Here is a 19,966-nt window from a genome sequence, read left to right as displayed (position 1 = left end):
TGTCCAGCCATGTCCGATTCGCGTTCCCCGCACTCCTTCCATGCCGCCCACGCCCTGCTGGCCGACGGCTGGGCCGCCGATGTCCGCCTGCAGGTGCAGGAAGGGCGCATCGCGGCGGTCACGCGCGGGCAGGCAGCGCAGGACGGTGATACCTGCGTGGGCATCCTGGTGCCGGGCCTGCCGAACCTGCACAGCCACGCCTTCCAGCGCGGCATGGCTGGGCTCACCGAGATCGGCGGCGGCGACGGCGACAGCTTCTGGAGCTGGCGCGAACTGATGTACCGCTTCCTGGCCCATCTGCGCCCGGACGCAGTGCAGGCCATCGCCGCCCAGGCCTACATGGAGATGCTGGAGAGCGGCTTCACCCGCGTCGGCGAATTCCACTACCTGCACCACGATGCCGACGGTCGGCCCTACGCCAACCGCGCCGAGATGAGCGTGCGGATTGCCGCTGCGGCCGAGCAGACCGGCATCGGCCTGACCCTGCTGCCGGTGTTCTACGCCCACGCCGATTTCGGTGGGGCGCCGCCGAACCCGGCACAGCGCCGCCTCATCCATGACGTGGACGGATTCGCACAGCTGCTCGATGGTGCCCGCACCGCGCTGGCCACGTTGCCCGATGCGGTGCTCGGCATCGCACCGCACAGCCTGCGCGCGGTGACCGGCGACGAGCTGAGCGCGCTGCTGCCGCTGACCGACGGGCCGGTTCACATCCATATCGCCGAGCAGGTGCGCGAGGTCGAAGCCTGCCTGGCATGGAGCGGCAGGCGCCCGGTGCAGTGGCTGTACGAACATGCCCCGGTCGATGCGCGTTGGTGCCTGGTGCACGCCACCCACATCACCGACGACGAGCGTGCGCAGATGGTCGCCAGCAAGGCCGTGGCCGGCCTGTGTCCGATTACCGAAGCCAACCTGGGTGACGGCCTGTTCCCGATGCAGGCCTTCGCGCGCGAGGGCGGGCGCTTCGGCGTCGGCTCCGATTCCAACGTGCTGATCGATGCCGCAGAGGAGCTGCGCCTGCTGGAATACGGCCAGCGCCTGACCCTGCGGGGTCGCAACGTGTTGGCCCCGGATGCGGGCCGCAGCACCGGGCGCTTCCTGTTTGAAGGGGCGCTGCAGGGCGGTGCACAGGCGCTGGGCGTGTCTGCAGGCCTGCAGGTGGGTGCCAGTGCAGACATGGTTGAACTGGATGCAGCGCATCCCGCGCTGCAGGCGCGACACGGTGACGCATGGCTTGACAGCTGGGTGTTCGCCGCACGTAATGGCGCGCTGCGATCGGTCTGGCGCCATGGCCGCCAGTGCGTGGCCGAGGGCCGCCACCTGCAGCGCGAGGCCATCACCACCGCCTTCGCCGCTGCCCTGCGTGGCGTGCTGGGCTGATCGCCTCCCACCATCGAGACCCCACTACGTGAAGGCCAGCAAGTCCGCCACGCTCAACCAGCGCATCCGCAGCGACCTGGAAAGCCGCATCCTCAGCGGGGAGTGGGCGCCGGGCTTCCGTATTCCGTACGAGCACGAGCTGATGGAGCAGTACGGCTGCTCGCGGATGACGGTGAACAAGGTGCTGACGGCGCTGGCGGAGAGCGGCATGATCGAGCGCCGCCGCCGAGCGGGTTCGTTCGTGGCCCGGCAGCCGCCGCACCTGGAACAGGTGGCGCTGGAGATCCCGGATATCGCCATGGAGGTCGGCTCGCGCGGGCATCAGTACGGCTACCGCCTGCTGCAGCGTGAACTGCGCCTGGCCGAGGCAGCAAATGCCGGTGAAGTTGAACTGGCGGGCAGTGAACAGCTGCTGGCGATGCGCTGCCTGCATCTGGCCGATGGCCGGCCGCTGGCGCTGGAGCATCGCCTGATCAGCCCAGTCGGCGTGCCCGAGGTGCTGGAAGTGGACTTCAGCACCACCGCGCCGGGCAGCTGGCTGCTGCAGAACGTGTCGTGGACGCGCGCCCAGCATCGCATCAGCGCCTGGGGCGCCGACGCGCCCACCGCCAAGCTGCTGGACGTGAAACCCGGTACCGCCTGCCTGGTGATCGAGCGCCTGACCTGGCGCGGCGAACAGCCGATCACCCGCGTGCGTCAAATGTTCCTGGGGGATGCCTGGGATCTGGTCGCCCGCTTCTCGCCCGGGGCGCGATAGGGTCGTATCCACGCACGGCGTGGATCTACTGAATCCCGGTTTGGATTACGCGGTGCGCGAGAACCCCGGGTAGATCCACGCCATGCGTGGATGCTGCCTGATCAATACGTCGCGCACTGCCGCCAGCGCACCGGCTCATCGACGCCGGGCCGGGCGTTGAGCTGCACGCGCACGTTGCGCAGGGCGGGGTAGCGAAGCACTTCCTGGCACACGCGTGGCCACACCGCTTCCAGTTCTCCAGTGCGGTTGATCGCCAGCGTCTGCCGGGTCAGCCAGACGCCGCTGGCGATGCCGGATTGCCCGGCCAGGGCGCGGGCCAGTTCAGCCTGGTAGCGGTCCAGCGTGACAGCGTCGGGGTTGGGATTGCTGCGCGCGTCGTCGGTTTTCTGCGGCACGGATGCGGGTGCGGCAGCCGCCTGAGCAGGTGCATCCGCAACCTTGTCCGGCTCGGCGGGCGTCGGCAACGGCTGTGCGGCCGGGGGCCCGACAGACGCGACGGCGGGTGCGGGAGTTGGATCCGCCTGTTCGGTGCGCAGGCCTTGCAGGCCAAGCCCGACCAGCAGGCCCAGCGTCACTGAAGCCAGTGCAGCGATGGCGATGCGGCGCAGCGCTTCATGGCGGGCGATCGCGCGCACGCGGGTGTCAACATCGGTCGGCAGGTAGGGCTGCAGCAACGGCCACAGACGCGGACCGTCGATCACTTCCACCGCCTGCTTCTCTGCGGCGGTCAGACCATCGCGCTCAACCCGGCCTTCGGTGATCAGCATGCCGCCCTTGGCGCCCGCCAGTCGGGCGGCAGCGCCCAGTTCGTTCACCGCAGCGGTGCCGATGCGATAGGCCAGGCCGTGCTTGCACGACACCCGCCAGGTGTTCGGGCCATCGCTGAGCAGGAAATCGCTGCTCGGCTCACGGCTTTCCTCGCTCGGGTCCTGCAGTTCACGCAGGCCGCGCTGCTCGCGCAGCATGCGCTTGATCAGGGTGGAAAACTCGCGCCAGTGCATGCCAGCCAAGGCCTGCAGGCCCAGTTGCATTTCGGTACGTCGGCGCTTGACCCACCAGAGGTAGACGGTGGCCAGGGTGCAGGTAAGCAGGGCCGACAGCAGGGCCAGAATCCAGGGAAGCATGCAGGGCGACGACGGAAGGGGCGAAAACGGAAGCCCACAGTGTAAGGGGCCGACCGGTCGATTGCGTCAGGGTGCTCCCGACAGCAAGCGTGATGCAGCCCGCAGATCTGCACGCGCCAGACACGAAAAACCCGCCAATCCTGAAGCCGTGAGGGGAGGGAACAAACGGCAGCCGAAGCGATTGGCGGGTTCTACGCGATTGTCAACGAAAATTTATTGCGTTGCAACAAAGGCGGTTCAGGGCGTGCTGCCCGGTGACTGGTGGCTGCCCGGCGAGGGGGCATCGACGTCGGTGGAGGCACGATGTTCCAGCTTGGCCAGGCGCGCGGTCAGCGCGTCGATGCGTGCTTCCAGCGCGGTCACTTCATCGGCGGTCGGCACGTGCAGACGCTTGAGCACACCCTGCACCTGGTCATCGAACGCCTTGTTGACCTTGCCCCACGTTCCGGAGGCCTTCTCGCGCGCTTCGTCCAGCGAGTGCTCGACGTTGTCGCGCCAGCCCGGTTCCTGCTCGCCGGTACGCTCACGGCGGCGGGCCTCCCAGGCTTCGCCTTCCTTCACCAGGCCATCGAAGAACCGGCCTCCTTCTGCCTGCGCGCGGCCCAAGGCGCCAAGTCCGGCCAGCCAGACCTGCTGTGCCGAATCGCTCAGCTTGCGCGAAAAGCGTTCTGCCTGGTCGCCGAAGCCGGCATCGTCGTCGCGGCGGTCGTCATTCTCGTAACGGTTCATCGCACTTCCCGGGGGAGTTGGGCCTACCCCCGAGAGTAGCGCGCGCCGACGTTGCTGGGCCGTGATGGCCGCAGCGCAGGTTCAGCCCAGCTTTTCCTTCAACACACGCTGGATCTCGCTTTCCACCATGCCCTTCATCGCCGACAGCAGGAAGCCCAGCTTGGCCGTTACCCGCACCGCGCCCGGCTGCAGTTCGATCGCACCGTCCACGCCACTGCCGGAGAAGTTCAACACGTCGGCGGCCCACGACGACTTCAGGCCGAAGCGTTCGCCCAGCTTGGCGGCAACCTGTTCGATCGCTTCACGTGCCTGGGTGTCGGGCAGGGTATGGGCGTGGCGGACATCGATGGTGGACATGCAGGCTCCTGGCGCAGGGCGGGGATCAATTGAGAGGGCGAGCATTGTGCGCATCGACAGCGCCCACGCCAAGCGCTCATCCCAGGTTCTTCTTCGTGGGCGGCCAACCTGCTAGTCTGCGCCGCGTGCAGAACCTGCTAGTTCACTTCAGTCAACAACAACAGCCCGACCAGCCGCTACGGCCCGGGGTGCAGCGCATCGTGCGCCAGGCAAACGGCAGCGTGCGCCTGGGCGATGCCGGCAACGGCGCGCTGCTGCTCGCGCAGTTCTGCATGGACGACCGCGGCCTCTGGCTGCAGGTCGGCAACGGTATCCGCGGCATCCATGTGAACGGCCGTCCGGTACGGCGCATGGCCCTGCTGCGGGCCGGTGACGCGGTATATGTGGACGGCGTGGAAATGGTCCTGCAGGGCGAGGTCGACACCCTGCTGCAGGCACCGGCGCCGGCTGCCAGCATCGAAGGCAACGGTGACGAGCAGCGCCTGCTGCGCGGTGTCGGTGGCCTGCATCACGGCCGCAGCTACCCCCTGTCGCGCACGCGGGTGATCGGCCGCGGCAGCGATGTCGACATCGAGATCGATGAGCCTGCTTTCGCCGAACAGCACGCGCGGGTGGAAGTGCACGGCGAGCGGGTATTGCTGCGTGACCTGGGCAGTGCCGACGGCACCCGGGTCAACGGCGTAGCCGTGCGCCACTGCTGGCTGCAGGCTGGCGACCAGGTCGTGTTCGATGGCCAGCACCGGTTCGTGCTGGAAGTGCCGCACGACCCGCGCCGCCGCCCGCCGCTGGCTGATGACGAAGGCAGCGACGAAGCCGAACAGGCGCCGGTGGTGCCTGCGGCCCCGCGTCGGGTGCGCCGCTGGCCCTGGCTGCTGGGCAGTGCGTTGCTGCTGGCGGCGGTGCTGAGTCTGCTGCTGTGGTTCGGCGCGCGCTGAACCGCATCCGCCGGGCATGGCCCGGCGCTACCGGCCTTCGCTCTGGTAGATGCCAACCTTGGTTGGCACGCTCCCTCCGCACCCATGACGCCTGCCGGCGTACGCCAACCAAGGTTGGCGGCTACCAAGACCATGCACGGCCCCGCACCGCGCGCGGCCAATGGATACGGATGCAACCAAATTTCCCTTGCGACACTAGGCCGCAAGGCTGGTGCAGTGCGGCATACTAGGGGTCTTGCCCCACAGGTGTGCCATGACGCGCGCGTTCAACTTCAGTGCCGGCCCTGCAACGTTGCCGGAATCGGTCCTGCGCCAGGCGCAGGCGGAAATGCTGGACTGGCACGGTAGCGGTGCCTCCATCGTGGAAATGAGCCATCGCGGACCGGAATTCATGTCCGTGGCCGCCGAGGCCGAGGCCGACCTGCGCCGCCTGCTCGACATCCCCGAAGACTATGCGGTGCTGTTCCTGCCCGGTGGTGCCACCACCCAGCAGGCGTTGATTCCGCTCAACTTCGCCAGCCCCGGCCAGCGTGCCGACTACGTGGTCACGGGCCACTGGGGCAAGACCGCGGTCAAGCAGGCCAGCCCGTACGTGGACGTCAACGTCGCCGCCAGCAGCGAGGGCGAAGGCTATCGCCAGCTGCCCGAGCGCGCCGGCTGGCAGCTTTCGCCCGATGCCGCCTACGTGCACATCACCGCCAACGAGACCATCCACGGCGTCGAGTTCCGTGATGTGCCCGAGACCGGCAACGTGCCGCTGGTGGCCGATTTCAGCTCGTCCATCGCCAGCGAGCCGCTGGATGTGCGCCGCTACGGCGTGATCTATGCCGGTGCGCAGAAGAACCTTGGCCCCGTCGGCATCGCGGTGATGATCATCCGACGCGACCTGCTGGAGCGCAGTGGCCAGCCGCGTGCGGACATCTTCGATTACCGCTCGCACGTCGCCCGCGATTCCATGCTCAATACGCCGCCGACCTGGAACTGGTATCTGGCCGGCCTGGTGTTCAAGTGGATGCTCGCCGAAGGCGGCGTGGTCGAGTTCGCCAAGCGCAACGCCGCCAAGGCCGCGCTGGTGTACGGCGCCATCGATGCCTCCGGCGGTTTCTATCGCAATGAGGTCGCGCATTCGGCGCGCTCGCGGATGAACATCCCGTTCTTCCTGCCCAGCACCGACCTCGATGCCCGCTTCGTCGCCGAAGCCAAGGCCGCCGGCCTGCTGGCGCTGAAGGGTCACAAGGTGGTCGGCGGCATTCGTGCGTCGCTCTACAACGCCATGCCGCTGGCCGGGGCCGAGGCGCTGGTCGCCTTCATGGCCGATTTCCAGCAGCGTCACGGCTGAGCAATGAACGGCGCGCATCGTCGGGTGCGCGCCCCGCAACAAGGAATTCCGATGGCAAGCAAACCCAGCAAGAAGGCGTCGAAGAAGGCCGAACCGGTCAAGGACAGCGCCACCTCCAAGCCCAAGGGCAAGTCGAAGGCAACCGCGGTGCCGACACTGGCGCCACTGGCGCTGGCTGATGTGCGTTCGAAGATCGACCAGATCGACCGTGACATCCAGAGCCTGATCGCCGAGCGCGCACAGTTCGCCCACCAGGTCGGCAAGGCCAAGGGCAAGCTCGCCGCCGCCGTCGATTACTACCGCCCCGAACGCGAAGCGCAGGTGCTGCGCATGGTGGTGGACCGCAACGAAGGCCCGCTCAGCGATGAGCTGCTGGTGCACGTCTACCGCGAAATCATGTCGGCCTGCCTGGCCCAGCAGGAGCCGTTGAAGATCGGTTACCTCGGCCCGGAAGGTACCTTCAGCCAGCAGGCCGTGCTCAAGCACTTCGGCCGCTCTGCGCTGGGCCTGCCGATGGCCAGCATCGAAGAAGTGTTCCAGGAAGTGGAAGCGGGCAACGCCGATTTCGGCGTGGTGCCGGTGGAGAACTCGGGGCAGGGCACCATCCAGATCACCCTGGACATGTTCCTCACCTCCAACCTGAAAATCTGCGGCGAAGTGGAACTGCGCGTGCAGCAGTACCTGATGTCGCGCAGCGGCCGCATCGAAGACATCGAACGCGTCTACGGCCATCCGCAGTCGTTCATGCAGACCTCGGCATGGATGCGCGCCAACCTGCCCAAGGCCGAGAAGATCCCGGTGGCCAGCAACGCCGAAGGTGCGCGCCGTGCGCGCAATGCCGACGACGCCGCGGCCATCGGCGGCGAGAGCGCCGGCCACGTGTACGGCCTGAAGAAGGTCGTCACCAAGCCGATCCAGAACGATGCCGACAACACCACCCGTTTCCTGGTGGTGGGCCGCAACATCTTCCCGACCTCCGGCCACGACCGTACCTCGGTGCTGGTGTTCATCCATGACAAGCCGGGTGCGCTGTTCGATGTGCTCAGCCCGTTCGCGCGCCATGGCATCAGCATGAACCGCATCGAGTCGCGGCCCTCGCACCATGGCAAGTGGGAATACGGCTTCTTCATCGACCTGGCCGGCCACATCGACGACGCACCGATGCAGGCCGCACTGGCGGAACTGGAAGCGCACTCGGCGCAGATCAAGGTGCTTGGCTCCTATCCGGTGGCCGTGCCCTGATCCCTGCTGCGGCGGCTGCGGCCGCCGCCCCTGATGCACCGCCGGCGACCCGGCGTTTACGGAACAATTCAACGATGAGCAACGCGCAGCACTGGATCGCCCGCAAGGGCCAGCCCCTGCAGGGCAGCCTGACCATTCCCGGCGACAAGTCGGTCTCGCACCGCTCGGTGATGTTCGCCGCGCTGGCCGACGGCACCTCGCATATCGAAGGCTTCCTGGAAGGCGAAGACACCCGCGCCACCGCGCGCATCTTCAGCCAGTTGGGCGTGCGCATCGAAACTCCGAGTGCGTCGCAGCGGATCGTGCACGGGGTCGGCATCGATGGCCTGCAGGCACCCAGCGCGCCGCTGGACTGCGGCAATGCCGGCACCGGCATGCGTCTGCTGGCCGGCCTGCTGGCCGGTCAGGCATTCGACTGCACGCTGGTCGGCGACGAATCGCTGTCCGGCCGTCCGATGCGCCGCGTCACCGGCCCGCTGTCGCAGATGGGCGCGAAGATCGACACCGAGGCAGACGGCACGCCGCCGCTGCACGTGCATGGCGGGCAGACCCTACACGGCATCGACTTTGCCTCGCCGGTGGCCAGCGCGCAGATCAAGTCCGCCGTGCTGCTGGCGGGCCTGTACGCGCATGGCGAGACCAGCGTGACCGAACCGCACCCGACCCGCGACTACACCGAACGCATGTTGTCCGCGTTCGGCGTGGACATCGCATTCTCGCCGGGCAAGGCCCGCCTGCGTGGTGGCCAGCGCCTGCGAGCGACCGACATCGTGGTGCCGGCCGACTTCTCCTCGGCCGCATTCTTCCTGGTCGCCGCCAGCATCATTCCCGGCTCCGAGCTGCGCCTGAAGCAGGTCGGCCTCAATCCGCGCCGTACCGGCCTGCTGCACGCGCTGCGCCTGATGGGCGCGGACATCACCGAAGAGAACCCAGCAGAGCAGGGCGGCGAACCGGTGGCCGATCTGGTGGTGCGCTACGCGCCGCTGAAGGGCGCGCGTATTCCGGAGGAACTGGTGCCGGACATGATCGACGAGTTCCCGGCACTGTTCGTGGCTGCTGCCGCCGCTGAAGGGCAGACCGTGGTGACCGGCGCCGCCGAACTGCGGGTGAAGGAATCCGATCGTCTGGCGGCGATGGCGACCGGCCTGCGCGCGCTGGGCATGCAGGTGGACGAAACCGAAGATGGCGCCACCCTGCACGGCGGCGTATCGCTGGGCAGTGGCACCATTGAAAGCCACGGCGATCATCGGATCGCGATGGCCTTCGCCATTGCCGGCCAGATCAGTCATGGCGAAGTGCGCATCAACGACATCGCCAACGTCGCAACGTCCTTCCCGGACTTCGACGGCCTGGCCCGCAGCGCCGGCTTCAACCTGTCCTGACCGGCACCGCATCCGCCGGGCGTGGCCTGGCGGATCACATGGCCTGGTAGGTGCCAACCTTGGTTGGCATGCTTCTGCGCAAAAAAAACGGAGGCCGAAGCCTCCGTTTTCATTTCAGGCGTTACCGACGATCAGCGCTGGGTGCGGAAATCCACCGGAACCCGCACCACGCTGGCCACGGCACGGCCCTGCTGCACGGCCGGCTCGAACTTCCAGCGCTGCACGGTGTTCAACACGGCGCGGTCCAGGTCGCGGCTGCGTTCACCGCTGCGCGACACGATCGCCGCATCGGTCACGTTGCCACGGGTATCCACGTTCAAGCTGGCAACCACGCTGCCCTGCACGCCACTACGCAGCGCGGCGGCCGGATAGCTGGGCTTGCTGTTGCTGGCCAGCGGGCGCGCCTCACGGTTGCGTACGGCCGGGGCCGCCTTGCGCTGGCTCTGCGCAGGCGCGGCCTGGCGCGTAGCCGGGGCCGGTGCGATGGCAACCGGCGTTTCAGTAGCCGGCAGCATGCGCTCGCTCACCGGCGCAGGCGCAACGTCGTCATGGTTGGCAAAGCGCAGCCAGACCAGTGCCGCGGCGAACATCGCCACGATCAGTGCCAGCCACAGCCAAGGAGACGCCGAGCGGGGCTCAAGCGTGCCATCCTGCTGCAGCTGCGGGGAATGAAGGTTTTCGTGGGTAGTAGCAGTCATCGCAAACTCCTCGCGTCAGTAACGACGCCCAGAGTGTTGCCCGAGGCGGCGTCGCAGCGTGTCAGTGTTGCGTCAACGCGTCCTGCAAGGTTCAGCTTTTCTGCGGGGAAACGTTCAGTTATTGCGGCTTGAAATCGAACGGCACTTCAATGCTGCCGGGCACCGGCTGGCCATTGCTCACTGCCGGGCTGAAGCGCCAGCGACGCACCGCGTCGGTTGCCGCGCGGTCCAGTTCACGCGAACCGCTGCGCTGGATCACCGTCACGTTGTTCGGGTATCCGGTGGCGTCCACCTCCACCCGCACCACCACGCTGCCGGCTTCACCGCGTCGCAGGGCGGCGGCCGGGTAGGCCGGTGGCGGCGACTGGCCGGCAATCGGCATCGGTTGCGCATTGGCGGTTGCCGGGGCCGCAGTGCCCGGCGCCGCCGGGGTTGGTTCAACCGTGGCCGGCGGCGGCGGCGGGGCGGTTTCCACCAACTTCGGCGCATCTTCTTCGTCCGGCACCGGGGCCGGCTTGGCGTCGGGCATGTCGCTGGAGCCTGCCGCTGCGGCCAGCGGCTCGGGCAGCGGTTCCACCTGGGCGGTTTCCTGCGGCGTCTGCGCGGCAGGGTCGGCGCGGAAGAACTGCTTGTCGCGTCCGGTCAGCCAGACCAGCACGAACAGCAGGATGCCCACGCCGAAGGCGATGCCGGCGATCTTCAGGGCGTTGCGCGGGATATGCACGGTGAACGACTTGGCAGGCGACGGACGGGGAGCAGACATGGACCAGACCAGTACGGAATGCCTCGATTCTGCCACGGCCGGAATGAACCGGGCGGCAGAATTCCGTATAACAGGCGATAATCCCGTTCCTGTTACCCACCACGACGCCTGCCATGCTTGATCCAGCCCTGCTCCGCCACCAGCCCGCCGACCTCGCCGAACGCCTGCGCACCAGCCGCGGCTTCGAGCTCGACGTGTCTGCCCTGGAGTCACTGGAGGCGGATCGCAAGCGCATCCAAGTGCGTACCCAGGAGCTGCAGAGCCTTCGCAACAGCCGCTCCAAGGCCATCGGCCAGGCCAAGGCCAAGGGCGAGGACGTTTCGGCCATCATGGCCGAGGTTGCCGCCTTCGCCGATGAACTGAAGGCCTCGGAAGTGGCCCTGGATGAGCTGCGCGAGAAGATCGACACGATCTCGATGGGCATCCCGAACCTTCCTGCCGATGACGTACCGGCCGGCGCCGACGAGAGCGAGAACGTCGAGCAGTCGCGCTGGGGTACCCCGCGCCAGTTCGATTTCAAGGTGCTCGACCACGTCGAACTGGGCGCGCGCAACAAGTGGCTGGACGGCGAGACCGCGGCCAAGCTGTCCGGCTCGCGCTTCACCGTGCTGCGTGGCCCGATCGCGCGCCTGCACCGTGCCCTGGCCCAGTTCATGCTCGACCTGCACAGCGGCGAGCACGAGTACCAGGAAACCAACGTGCCGGTGATCGTCAACGCCGACAGCCTGTACGGCACCGGCCAGCTGCCCAAGTTCGAAGAGGACATGTTCATCACCCAGCTGGGTGAGCAGAAGCGTTACCTGATCTCGACCTCGGAAATCTCGCTGACCAACATCGCCCGCGACGAGATCCTCGACGCCGAGCGCCTGCCGCTGCGCATGACCGCCCACTCGCTGTGCTTCCGTTCCGAAGCCGGCAGCGGCGGCCGCGACGTGCGCGGCATGATCCGCCAGCACCAGTTCGAGAAGGTCGAGCTGGTCTCGATCTGTCGCCCGGAAGACAGCGACGCCGAGCACCAGCGCATGACCCGCTGCGCCGAAGTGGTGCTGGAGAAGCTGGGCCTGCCGTACCGCAAGGTGCTGCTGTGCACCGGCGACATGGGCTTTTCGGCCATCAAGACCTACGACCTGGAAGTCTGGCTGCCGTCGCAGGAAACCTACCGCGAGATTTCCTCGTGCTCGAACTGTGGCGACTTCCAGGCCCGCCGCATGCAGGCCCGCTGGCGCAATCCGGCCACCGGTAAGCCGGAGCTGGCACATACGCTGAATGGCTCGGGTGTGGCCGTGGGTCGCGCGATGATCGCGGTGATGGAGAACTATCAGAACGCCGACGGCAGCATCACCGTGCCTGAAGCCCTGCGCCCGTACATGGGCGGTATCGACACCATCGGTTGAACCCGGTAGATGCCATGCTTGCATGGCACTGCTCAGGCTTTGGTGGGTGCCATGCTTGCATGGCACTTCATCCACGCATGGCGTGGATCTACTGAGGCGGTGTGGCATCCACGCATGGCGTGGATCTACTGAGGCGGTGCGGCATCCACGCATGGCGTGGATCTACTGAGGCGGTGCGGCATCCACGCATGGCGTGGATCTACTGGGCGGTGTGGCATCCACGCATGGCGTGGATCTACTGAGGCGGTGCTGCATCCACGCATGGCGTGGATCTACTGAGGCGGTGCTGCATCCACGCATGGCGTGGATCTACCGGTGGGGTGCAAGATCCACTCACCTGGGGCCTCAGGCTTTGCAGTAGATCCACGCCATGCGTGGATAGCGCAATCCATCAACCCGCCAAGCGCAGCTTCTCCAGCGGTACCCAACCCGCTTCCCCCGCCTCCGGCACACACCACGCCCAACCATTGAGCGTGCGCACACCCCGCAGCTGCTGCCCCGGGTCCACATCCAGCTCCCGCGCGCAGTAGTCCTCCGTGGCAAACGCGCCGCCCTGCGCATCGCGACCGATCACCGGCGCCGGCACGAACCCCGGCTGCTGCCCCTCGGCCTCGCACAGAAACCAGTCCTCCCAACCCTCGGGCCCCTCATAACGCTCGCCCACCACCAGTGCCTGCCCACAGTGCAGGGCTATCGGGTGCGGAAATTCACTGCGGTGCGCAGCCGTCACGATGTAGTTCATCGCGCCATGGTGGCAAAAAAAAGCGGCCCCGCAAAAGCAGGGCCGCCAGGGTAGGGTGGGCCGGGATGGGGGAGGGAATCCCGGCCCGCGTTCAGCGCCCAGACGAGGGAGAGAGGCGCCGAACGCTGGAACGGGTTACGCCGCTGCCACTTCCACCGCCTCATGCGACGGCAGTGCTGCCAGTGCACCGGCAATCGCGTCTTCGCGGTGCTGCGGCGAGTAGGCGATGCCCTCGGCACGCACGAACTCGATGTCGTTGATGCCCCAGAAGGCGAACGTCTGGCGCAGGAAGGGCTCCTGGAAGTCCGCCGGCGAGTCGGTGTAGATGCCGCCACGGCTGCTGACCACGATCACCCGCTTGCCACCGGCGAGGCCCACCGGGCCGTTCTCGGTGTACTTGAAGGTGCGCCCGGCCACCGCCACGCGGTCGATCCAGGCCTTCAGGGTGGAGGGCACGCTGAAGTTGTACATCGGCGCGCCGATCACCACGATGTCGGAAGCCAGGAACTGCTCGAGCACCTGTTCAGCATCGGCGGCCTCAGCCGGATCGGTCTTGGCCAGCGAACCGCTGCGCAGATGCGGTACCGGATTGGCGTCAAGATCGCGATAATCAACCTGCAGGCCGTCGATCTGCTGCTTGAACTGGGCCACCACGGCGGCGGTCAGGTGGCGGGAGACGGAGTTGTCGCCAAGCACGCTGGCGTCGATGTGCAGAAGCTTCATGGCAGTACCTATGTTCGGGAGGGGTGGCGGGCTTGCCGCCGACGGAGAGAACAATAGGTTGTTGCAAGGGCGGGATAAAGGTGGTTGAATGCCACGTATTGTTCTACTAATGGAACTCGGGTATGCATGACCTGAATGATCTGTACTACTTCGCGATGGTGGTCGACCACGGCGGTTTCGCCGCCGCCGAGCGCGCGCTGGGCATCCCCAAGTCGCGCCTGAGCCGCCGTATCAGCCAGCTGGAAACCGACCTGGGCGTGCGCCTGCTGCAGCGCTCCACGCGCCGCTTTGCCGTCACCGACGTCGGTACCAGCGTGCACCGCCACGCCCAGACCATGCTGGCCGAGGCGCAGGCCGCGCGCGAGGTGGTGGACCGCCTTAGCGCCGAGCCACGCGGCCTGGTACGCGCCAGCGTGCCGGTATCGCTGGCGCAGATGCAGCTGCCCAAGCTGCTGCCCAAGTTCCTGGAGCAGTACCCGAAGGTGCGGCTGCAGCTGAATATCAGCAACCGCCGCGTGGACATCATCAACGAAGGCTACGACGTGGCCCTGCGCGTGCGTTCGCGTCTGGATGACGATGGCAGCCTGGTGATGCGCAGCTTCGGCCAGGTGCAGGAGCTGCTGGTGGCCAGCCCGAAGTACCTGGACCGCGCCGGTCGCCCGAAGGACCCGGAGGAGCTGGCGAACCACGTCACCTTGAGCATCAGCGAGGACGAGGCGCGTCAGCGCTGGGAACTGCACGGACCGGAAGGCGCGGTGCGCCGGGTGGACCTGCAGCCGCGCGTGGCCGGTTTCGACTTCCCGCTGCTGCAGAGCATGGTGAAGGACGGTTTCGGCATCACCATGCTGCCGGAAACGGTCTGCGCCGATGCCGTGCGCAATGGCGAGCTGGAAGTGGTGCTGCCGGACTGGTCGCTGCCGCAGGGTGTGTGCCACGCCGTGTTCGCCTCGCGCCGCGGCCTGCTGCCGGCGGTGCGGGTGTTCATCGACTTCCTGGCCGAGCACCTGCCGCCGCAGCTGGAGGCCTCGCGCCTGGATTGCGGCGGCGCCTGCGAAAAGGCCAAGGAGCGCATCAAGGCCAGTGCGCTGGGTGCGTTGGCGGTGGACGCGGGCTGAGGCCTGCCTCCGACGATGGAACAACGGTCTTGGGCAAATCGCCCGGCCGTGCGAGAATGCGTGCCAGGCCAGCAGGCTGGGCCGATACGGAGAGATGGCCGAGCGGTTTAAGGCACCGGTCTTGAAAACCGGCGAAGGGTTAAACCTTCCGTGGGTTCGAATCCCACTCTCTCCGCCAGTTGTCTTAAAGAGCCCTTGGAAACAGGGGCTTTTTCGTTGTCGCTGCAGTTGCGCGTCATCGAACCGTCAGATCAGCATGCGCCCCTGAGATGTGCAGGCATGCGTGGATGAGGCCGGATGCGCTTACCCACGAAAACCACCTTTCGGCTTGCTATGGCACAACGGGTAACTGGAGCACGACCTGAAAGGCCCATGCGGCCCCGTTCTGTCGACAAACACGCCCACCTTGCATACCGGGCAGCGCTCTTCTTTGATAGCCGTCCCTGAAATCCCGGTGACCTCCACGGCACCTTCGTTCACCAGCTCATCCAGGAACGGCGAGTGCTTCCCCTGCAAGGTGAACATCACAACCGAGCGCCGTGCACGCGTCAGTGCCACATAGAACAACCGCCGTTCTTCGCTCAACGGGTAGGTGTCGCCATCTGGCATCGCCAAAGAGAGCACCGGGTCATCCGATCGCAGGCTCGGGAAGCCTCGATTCACCATCCCAGGCAGGATCACATAATCCGCCTCGCGCCCCTTTGAACGGTGCGCCGTCAGGAACTCGACCTCCATCGTGCTGCCGAAGGCCGTCTTCCACTCCGAAGGCAGCGCGCTGCGATCCGCGCGGTAGCGCCCCAGGATGAAGACAGAGACGCGCCCGTTGCGGCCCTTCGGAACCGCGCCGGACAGCAGTTGCTGATGCAGCGTGGACAGGTACTGGCGAACACCATCCTGCACCTCCTCACGCCGGTTCATCTGGAACGCCTGCAGCACCGGGCCCATTGCCGGCGCAGCAGAACGAACCGTCTTGGCAATCTGCGCCGGATTGCGGCTGATGAAGCGGCTGGAGGTATCGCACAGTGCCTGTGGGCAGCGGAACGTCTGCTCCAGTTTGAGCACCTGGCCGTGCCCCATCCATTCGCGGAAACCGGTCATCACTGAAACATCGGCGCCGGCGAAGCGGTTGATCGACTGCCAGTCGTCGCCTACGGCAAACAGATAGCGGCCCGGGCGGTTGACCAGAGCGCGGCACAGGCGGGCGCGGGCGCGCGAGGCGTCCTGGAATTCGTCGGCCATCACCAGCTCGTAGGGCGATTCATAGTGGCCCTGTTCCAGCAGCCCGGCGGCCATGTTCAACATGTCTTCGAAGTCGATGCTGCGTTCGTCCGCCAGCGCGTCGTCCCACGCCTGGAACACGGGGCCGGCGATTTCCAGGAAGCGCCGGTAGCGTTCCTTGAACTGGTCCTCGGGCATCTGCCGCAGACGCTCGGCCATGTCTTCCAGGCTCAGGCAGTTGCTCTTGGCATGGGCAATGAAGGTGCGCATCAGCCCGATCAGGTCCGCATCGGGCATGGGCTTGGCGCCGGCATCGGGCAGCTCGCGGTCCGGGTTGGGGTCCAGCTCGATGCGTGATTCGCCCAGCCGTTCCGACAGGTGGTGCAGGGCCTCGCCACTGCGCAGCCCGAACGAGGTGGTCTCGACCAGCGCAGTACCGCGTGCGGCATGCTGCTCGCGTTTCCAGCGCACGCCATCGGCGTAGTTGGCAAACTGCTGCGGCGGCTGGCCGTCGGCATCCAGCGCGAAGTGCTCGTGGTACAGCTCGGCGTCCGGGTAAAAGAAGTCCGGGCGATACTGGCGATGGGTATCCGTGGCGGTGTCGAACTCGTAGCGCCGCTCGTAGTCGTAGACCACGCCGTTGTAGAACAGCCAATCGGCAATCACGCACTCTTCCAGGCTCTTCACCCGTTCACCCTGCAGGGTGCGGATGTAGGGGGTGCCGTCGCGGTCGTAGCCATCGGCCAGCATCTGCGTGCCCAGCGGCGGCAGATCGCGCCCGAATACCAGCCGGAACATGTCCCACTGGGTGCGGAAGTGGGTCGAGCGGTCCTTCAGGTCGTCCACCAGCTCGGCCAGCTTGTTGAAGCCCAGCGTTGCATCGATGGCCCATTCGGGAATATCAGGCTTGCGTCCCGTCGCCTTGGCGATGATGGACAGGCCAAGTGCATGGAAAGTGCGCGCCTCCACCACGGTATCGCCCATGCCCAGCCGCTCGAAGGATCGCTGTGCCCGATCTTCCAGCTCTTTGGCGGCATCCTTGTTGAAGGCCAGCATCACGATGCGCTCCGGCTGGACAAGGCCGCGGTCAATGGCATACGCCGCCTTGGCGACCAGGGTGGAGGTCTTGCCGGAACCGGCTGCGGCCACCACCTGCACCCGGTTGTCGAAGCAGATGACAGCGCGTGCCTGTTCCTCGGTCAGCGGCCTGCTCTCGACCCGGTCCAGGAAGTTCTTGGCCAACACCAGTTCGCGCCGGGTCATGGCCTCATTGGCTTCGGTCCAGGCGGCGGGCCAATCCAGGTTCCAGTCGCGCAGCGCGTCCAGCGCGACGCGATGGTCATGCGCTTGCAGATCTTCATGCACGTCTTCATCGAGGAACAGCTGCTCCAGCTCCCGGGGCTGCAGGGGCAGGGTGGAGCGCTCGGTCAGCAGCGCCTGCTGCTGCTCGTGGGTGATCCAGAGGCGGCCTGCATTGCCTCGGTCGATGAGGTCATCTGCTGCGCTCAACCACGACTGGATCTGCTCCAGAATCGTGTCGAACAGGGCCCTGCGCCCACGCGTGGTACGCGCAAAGCGCATCTGCTGCAGGGCAGCTGCAAGCCGGGATGCTTGCCGGTTGGGCAGCCCGTCTACTGACTGCCCAGCTGCATTCCCGGTCTGCAGTTCGACCCGTGACCAGAACAGGCCTGGAATGACCTGCACGCGATGATCGTCATCCACACGCTGCCGGTACCGCTGGCCGGAGATATTCAGCTCGACGTGTTCGCCATCGAGCCGCAGCCACCAGTGGGGCGAACGAGTCACACGTCGGCCCCAGCCCGAGGGGCGCCATTCCATAGACATCCAGATACTGCCTTGCAAGCGTCAATTGGGCCTCTTGGGCCCTCAATCCCTCATGATAAGGGGACTTGACGTCGCTTGTAGCCTATTACCCAAAGGCGGGTAGCGTGCCCGCATACTGCATGCCGCAGCTTCGCCCCGTAACATGGCGTATGCCAGCATGAAGCGTGTGGATCCAAAGGTTGGTCATGGAAATTGACTGGAACAGCGTGGGAACCTTGAAGCACACCGCCGGCGGCTACGATGTCCGGACGGGTGCATTGAGGATTCTGGTTACCGCTGCCATGCAGGGATACGAGGGTGACGTCTCCGGGATGCACGTCGAGATGGAGGATGGCACCGTCATTGCTCCAGGGGAGATAAGGCGCCTGGCGCTGGTACCGGGCCGGATCCGCTGGCAAGACTGATCGCTGACGAAACCTTTCGCAGCTTCAAACGTGCCTGGAAAATGACGACGCCCCTGAGCAAGGGGCGTCGTTGGGTTCTACGGGGTTGCCTTCGGTTGACGCGGATCGGCAATGATCCGCGACGGCGACCCATACAATACGAGTACCCGCATGCCGGCACTGAATACCGGATCGGGGCCCTGCACGACGGTCATCAGGTTGCCGTTCTCCGTCTGCACCACGTACTCAAGGCCCTTGGCCTGCGAAAGTGCGCGCTCGGAAGCCGCACCGGCAATCGCACCCACCACAAGGCCACCAATGGCGCCGATGGCCGCCGCCTGGTCGCTGCCGCCGATGGTGGAGCCGGCTACGCCGCCAGCGGCAGCACCGGCAACGGCGCCACCGCCCTGCGAACCGTCAATACTGACTGCACGAACGCTGATGACTGTGCCGCTGACGGTGCGGTTGACCTGTCCCACCGAGCCGATGGAATAGCTGTCGGTGCGCACGTTCGGTGCGCACGCAGTCAGCATCACGGCAGCGGATGCGGTCAGCAGCAGGCGCTTCACGGTGCTTCCTGCTTGTTCGGGAACATCGGCTTGGAGATGTCCACCGTTTCCAGAGCCTGCAGGAACTGGGCAATGTTGTTCTGTGCCGATCGACTGATCGACTCGCGGGCACGGATCACGCCTGCGAATGCATAGTTGAACGGAACTTCGCCGGATGCGCTGACATCCTGGGTGTAGACGATGCTGCCGGTTGCGCGATCGATCAGCTCGTAGCGGGCGATCGTCTTGGTGGTCATCGAGGCACCGAAGCTGGGAATGTCGATGGCCAGGATCTTCACCGACAGGCTCAACTTCACCGGCGCGTCGTCGCGGAACACAGCCATCTTGTTCAGTGCTTCGGTCAGCGCGTTCTGCCACATCTGCGGGACTTCGTGCTGGGCCTGTGCGGGAATCTTGCCCTTGGCTTCATCCGGACGTGCGAGCGTGACCGTCAACGATTTCAGCTCGCCATCAATCTTCTTGCTGCTGACCCCGACGTTCGGGACCGAGAAATTGAGCGGCGGATTGGTGGTGCAACCCACCAGCGACGCAGCGATGATCGCCGCGAACAGGAACTTCTTCATCCATTTTCCCCTGTGACTACGTTGAAACATCCATGGTGAATCGTGTGTTCGTCCGCAACGTCGATGCTGCACCGCAACGGTCGCAGAAAGGCGTGGCTGACTGTGCGCAAGGATACCTGAATCGGGGCGGGCTGCAGCCTGGTATCGTTGCCAGCCGTTGATGGCCCTCCTTGAGTACCTCGACTGGAACCGGGTAGTGCCGACCTTCTTGAAGATGACCGCCTGAGCGGGCGGCGTTTCATTGCGTTGATAGGTGACCACCCAGGTGGGCACCTATCACGTCAGCGCCACACCAGGGACTTACTTTGTCGGCGCATCCGCCGTCTGCGCAGCCACCATCGCCTGTTGCATTTCCTTCAGTGACAGATAGCCATCACCATCGGTGTCCAGCCCCGTGAAGTACTTCGCGATCTCCGGCACCACGGTCGCTTCTTCCTTGCTGATCTTCCCGTCCTTGTTCTTGTCCATCGCAGCGAACGCGGCATCGATCGAGTCTGCCTGCTTGCTGAAGCGCGCCTGCTGATAGGCGCTGAATTCGGCCTTGTCGACGCGACCGTCCTTGTTGCTGTCCATCGCAGTGAACGTGGAATCGATATAGGCCTGTTTCGGGTCGGCGGGCGCGGCCTGTGCAATCAGCGGCATGGCGCACAGCGCGATCAGCAGAGCGATCTTGTTCATACGCATTGCGTGTAATCCTTCAATGAGGGG

General features: G+C 66.1%; 20 protein-coding genes and 1 tRNA gene. 10 read left to right on the top strand and 11 right to left on the bottom strand.

What is annotated here, in order from left to right:
• Positions 1-9: 9 nt before the first annotated feature.
• Both CR156_RS11195 and hutC read left to right on the top strand, forming a co-directional pair.
• A complete protein-coding gene (locus tag CR156_RS11195; protein ID WP_100552914.1) occupies positions 10-1,380 on the top strand; it encodes a formimidoylglutamate deiminase in 1,371 nt (456 codons plus the stop codon).
• Positions 1,381-1,408: 28 nt separating this feature from the next.
• Positions 1,409-2,137: a histidine utilization repressor gene (gene hutC, locus CR156_RS11190; RefSeq protein ID WP_089236064.1), complete on the top strand. Its 729-nt coding sequence runs from the start codon at positions 1,409-1,411 to the stop codon at positions 2,135-2,137.
• A gap of 101 nt (positions 2,138-2,238) precedes the next feature.
• On the opposite strand, the gene CR156_RS11185 is transcribed toward hutC, so the two are convergent.
• From CR156_RS11185 to CR156_RS11175, 3 genes are all read right to left on the bottom strand, one after another.
• The gene (locus CR156_RS11185; protein WP_100552913.1) at positions 2,239-3,261 is read right to left on the bottom strand and encodes a restriction endonuclease; all 1,023 of its coding nucleotides are present in this window, start codon (positions 3,259-3,261) and stop codon (positions 2,239-2,241) included.
• Positions 3,262-3,498: 237 nt separating this feature from the next.
• Positions 3,499-3,990, bottom strand: coding sequence for a phasin family protein (locus CR156_RS11180; RefSeq protein ID WP_100552912.1), 492 nt, complete (start codon positions 3,988-3,990; stop codon positions 3,499-3,501).
• A gap of 81 nt (positions 3,991-4,071) precedes the next feature.
• The gene (locus CR156_RS11175; RefSeq protein WP_025876985.1) at positions 4,072-4,347 is read right to left on the bottom strand and encodes a polyhydroxyalkanoic acid system family protein; all 276 of its coding nucleotides are present in this window, start codon (positions 4,345-4,347) and stop codon (positions 4,072-4,074) included.
• A 125-nt stretch (positions 4,348-4,472) separates the two neighbouring features.
• Here CR156_RS11175 and CR156_RS11170 point away from each other — a divergent pair, with 125 nt between their 5' ends.
• The 4 genes from CR156_RS11170 to aroA all read left to right on the top strand — a co-directional run bounded on the left by CR156_RS11170 (position 4,473) and on the right by aroA (position 9,245).
• A complete protein-coding gene (locus tag CR156_RS11170; protein WP_100552911.1) occupies positions 4,473-5,282 on the top strand; it encodes an FHA domain-containing protein in 810 nt (269 codons plus the stop codon).
• A 253-nt stretch (positions 5,283-5,535) separates the two neighbouring features.
• Entirely contained in the window at positions 5,536-6,621 is a 1,086-nt protein-coding gene (serC, locus tag CR156_RS11165; protein ID WP_100552910.1) for a 3-phosphoserine/phosphohydroxythreonine transaminase, read from the top strand.
• 51 nt (positions 6,622-6,672) lie between these two features.
• Positions 6,673-7,863, top strand: coding sequence for a prephenate dehydratase (gene pheA, locus CR156_RS11160; RefSeq protein WP_100552909.1), 1,191 nt, complete (start codon positions 6,673-6,675; stop codon positions 7,861-7,863).
• Between the two features lie 74 nt (positions 7,864-7,937).
• Positions 7,938-9,245, top strand: a complete 1,308-nt coding sequence (aroA, locus tag CR156_RS11155) for a 3-phosphoshikimate 1-carboxyvinyltransferase (protein ID WP_100552908.1) — start codon at positions 7,938-7,940, stop codon at positions 9,243-9,245.
• A 131-nt stretch (positions 9,246-9,376) separates the two neighbouring features.
• Here aroA and CR156_RS11150 read toward each other — a convergent pair whose 3' ends face one another.
• Both CR156_RS11150 and CR156_RS11145 read right to left on the bottom strand, forming a co-directional pair.
• Entirely contained in the window at positions 9,377-9,943 is a 567-nt protein-coding gene (locus tag CR156_RS11150) for an energy transducer TonB (protein ID WP_100552907.1), read from the bottom strand.
• Between the two features lie 118 nt (positions 9,944-10,061).
• On the bottom strand, positions 10,062-10,706 hold the full coding sequence (locus CR156_RS11145) for an energy transducer TonB (RefSeq protein WP_100552906.1): 645 nt from the start codon (positions 10,704-10,706) through the stop codon (positions 10,062-10,064).
• A 113-nt stretch (positions 10,707-10,819) separates the two neighbouring features.
• On the opposite strand from CR156_RS11145, the gene serS reads away from it, so the two are divergent.
• Positions 10,820-12,100: a serine--tRNA ligase gene (gene serS / locus CR156_RS11140; protein ID WP_100552905.1), complete on the top strand. Its 1,281-nt coding sequence runs from the start codon at positions 10,820-10,822 to the stop codon at positions 12,098-12,100.
• 391 nt (positions 12,101-12,491) lie between these two features.
• Here serS and CR156_RS11135 read toward each other — a convergent pair whose 3' ends face one another.
• A complete protein-coding gene (locus CR156_RS11135; RefSeq protein ID WP_100552904.1) occupies positions 12,492-12,842 on the bottom strand; it encodes an SH3 domain-containing protein in 351 nt (116 codons plus the stop codon).
• A gap of 135 nt (positions 12,843-12,977) precedes the next feature.
• Positions 12,978-13,565: an FMN-dependent NADH-azoreductase gene (locus CR156_RS11130; protein ID WP_100552903.1), complete on the bottom strand. Its 588-nt coding sequence runs from the start codon at positions 13,563-13,565 to the stop codon at positions 12,978-12,980.
• A gap of 122 nt (positions 13,566-13,687) precedes the next feature.
• Between CR156_RS11130 and CR156_RS11125 the strand changes: the two genes are divergently transcribed.
• Positions 13,688-14,680 (top strand): LysR family transcriptional regulator, encoded by a 993-nt coding sequence (locus CR156_RS11125; RefSeq protein ID WP_025878750.1) that lies wholly within the window; start codon positions 13,688-13,690, stop codon positions 14,678-14,680.
• An 88-nt stretch (positions 14,681-14,768) separates the two neighbouring features.
• A tRNA-Ser gene (locus CR156_RS11120) sits at positions 14,769-14,858 on the top strand.
• Between the two features lie 125 nt (positions 14,859-14,983).
• Here CR156_RS11120 and CR156_RS11115 read toward each other — a convergent pair.
• Positions 14,984-17,737 carry a UvrD-helicase domain-containing protein gene (locus CR156_RS11115; protein ID WP_100552902.1) on the bottom strand — a complete coding sequence of 918 codons (2,754 nt, stop codon included), beginning with the start codon at positions 17,735-17,737 and terminating at the stop codon, positions 14,984-14,986.
• 191 nt (positions 17,738-17,928) lie between these two features.
• Here CR156_RS11115 and CR156_RS11110 point away from each other — a divergent pair, with 191 nt between their 5' ends.
• Positions 17,929-18,147, top strand: coding sequence for a hypothetical protein (locus tag CR156_RS11110; RefSeq protein ID WP_100552901.1), 219 nt, complete (start codon positions 17,929-17,931; stop codon positions 18,145-18,147).
• Positions 18,148-18,224: 77 nt separating this feature from the next.
• Here the strand turns inward: CR156_RS11110 and CR156_RS11105 are convergent, their stop codons facing one another.
• The 3 genes from CR156_RS11105 to CR156_RS11095 all read right to left on the bottom strand — a co-directional run bounded on the left by CR156_RS11105 (position 18,225) and on the right by CR156_RS11095 (position 19,936).
• The gene (locus tag CR156_RS11105) at positions 18,225-18,695 is read right to left on the bottom strand and encodes an outer membrane lipoprotein (RefSeq protein WP_229978641.1); all 471 of its coding nucleotides are present in this window, start codon (positions 18,693-18,695) and stop codon (positions 18,225-18,227) included.
• Positions 18,692-19,258: a putative periplasmic lipoprotein gene (locus CR156_RS11100; RefSeq protein ID WP_100460374.1), complete on the bottom strand. Its 567-nt coding sequence runs from the start codon at positions 19,256-19,258 to the stop codon at positions 18,692-18,694. Before CR156_RS11100 ends, CR156_RS11105 begins: the two co-directional genes overlap by 4 nt.
• A gap of 300 nt (positions 19,259-19,558) precedes the next feature.
• Positions 19,559-19,936, bottom strand: a complete 378-nt coding sequence (locus CR156_RS11095; RefSeq protein ID WP_100554148.1) for an EF-hand domain-containing protein — start codon at positions 19,934-19,936, stop codon at positions 19,559-19,561.
• Positions 19,937-19,966: the final 30 nt, after the last annotated feature.

Origin of the sequence: Stenotrophomonas lactitubi (assembly GCF_002803515.1) — a bacterium.
In the GTDB taxonomy this organism is placed as follows: Bacteria; Pseudomonadota; Gammaproteobacteria; order Xanthomonadales; family Xanthomonadaceae; genus Stenotrophomonas; species Stenotrophomonas lactitubi.
This window is presented reverse-complemented; position numbering and strand designations above follow the sequence as displayed.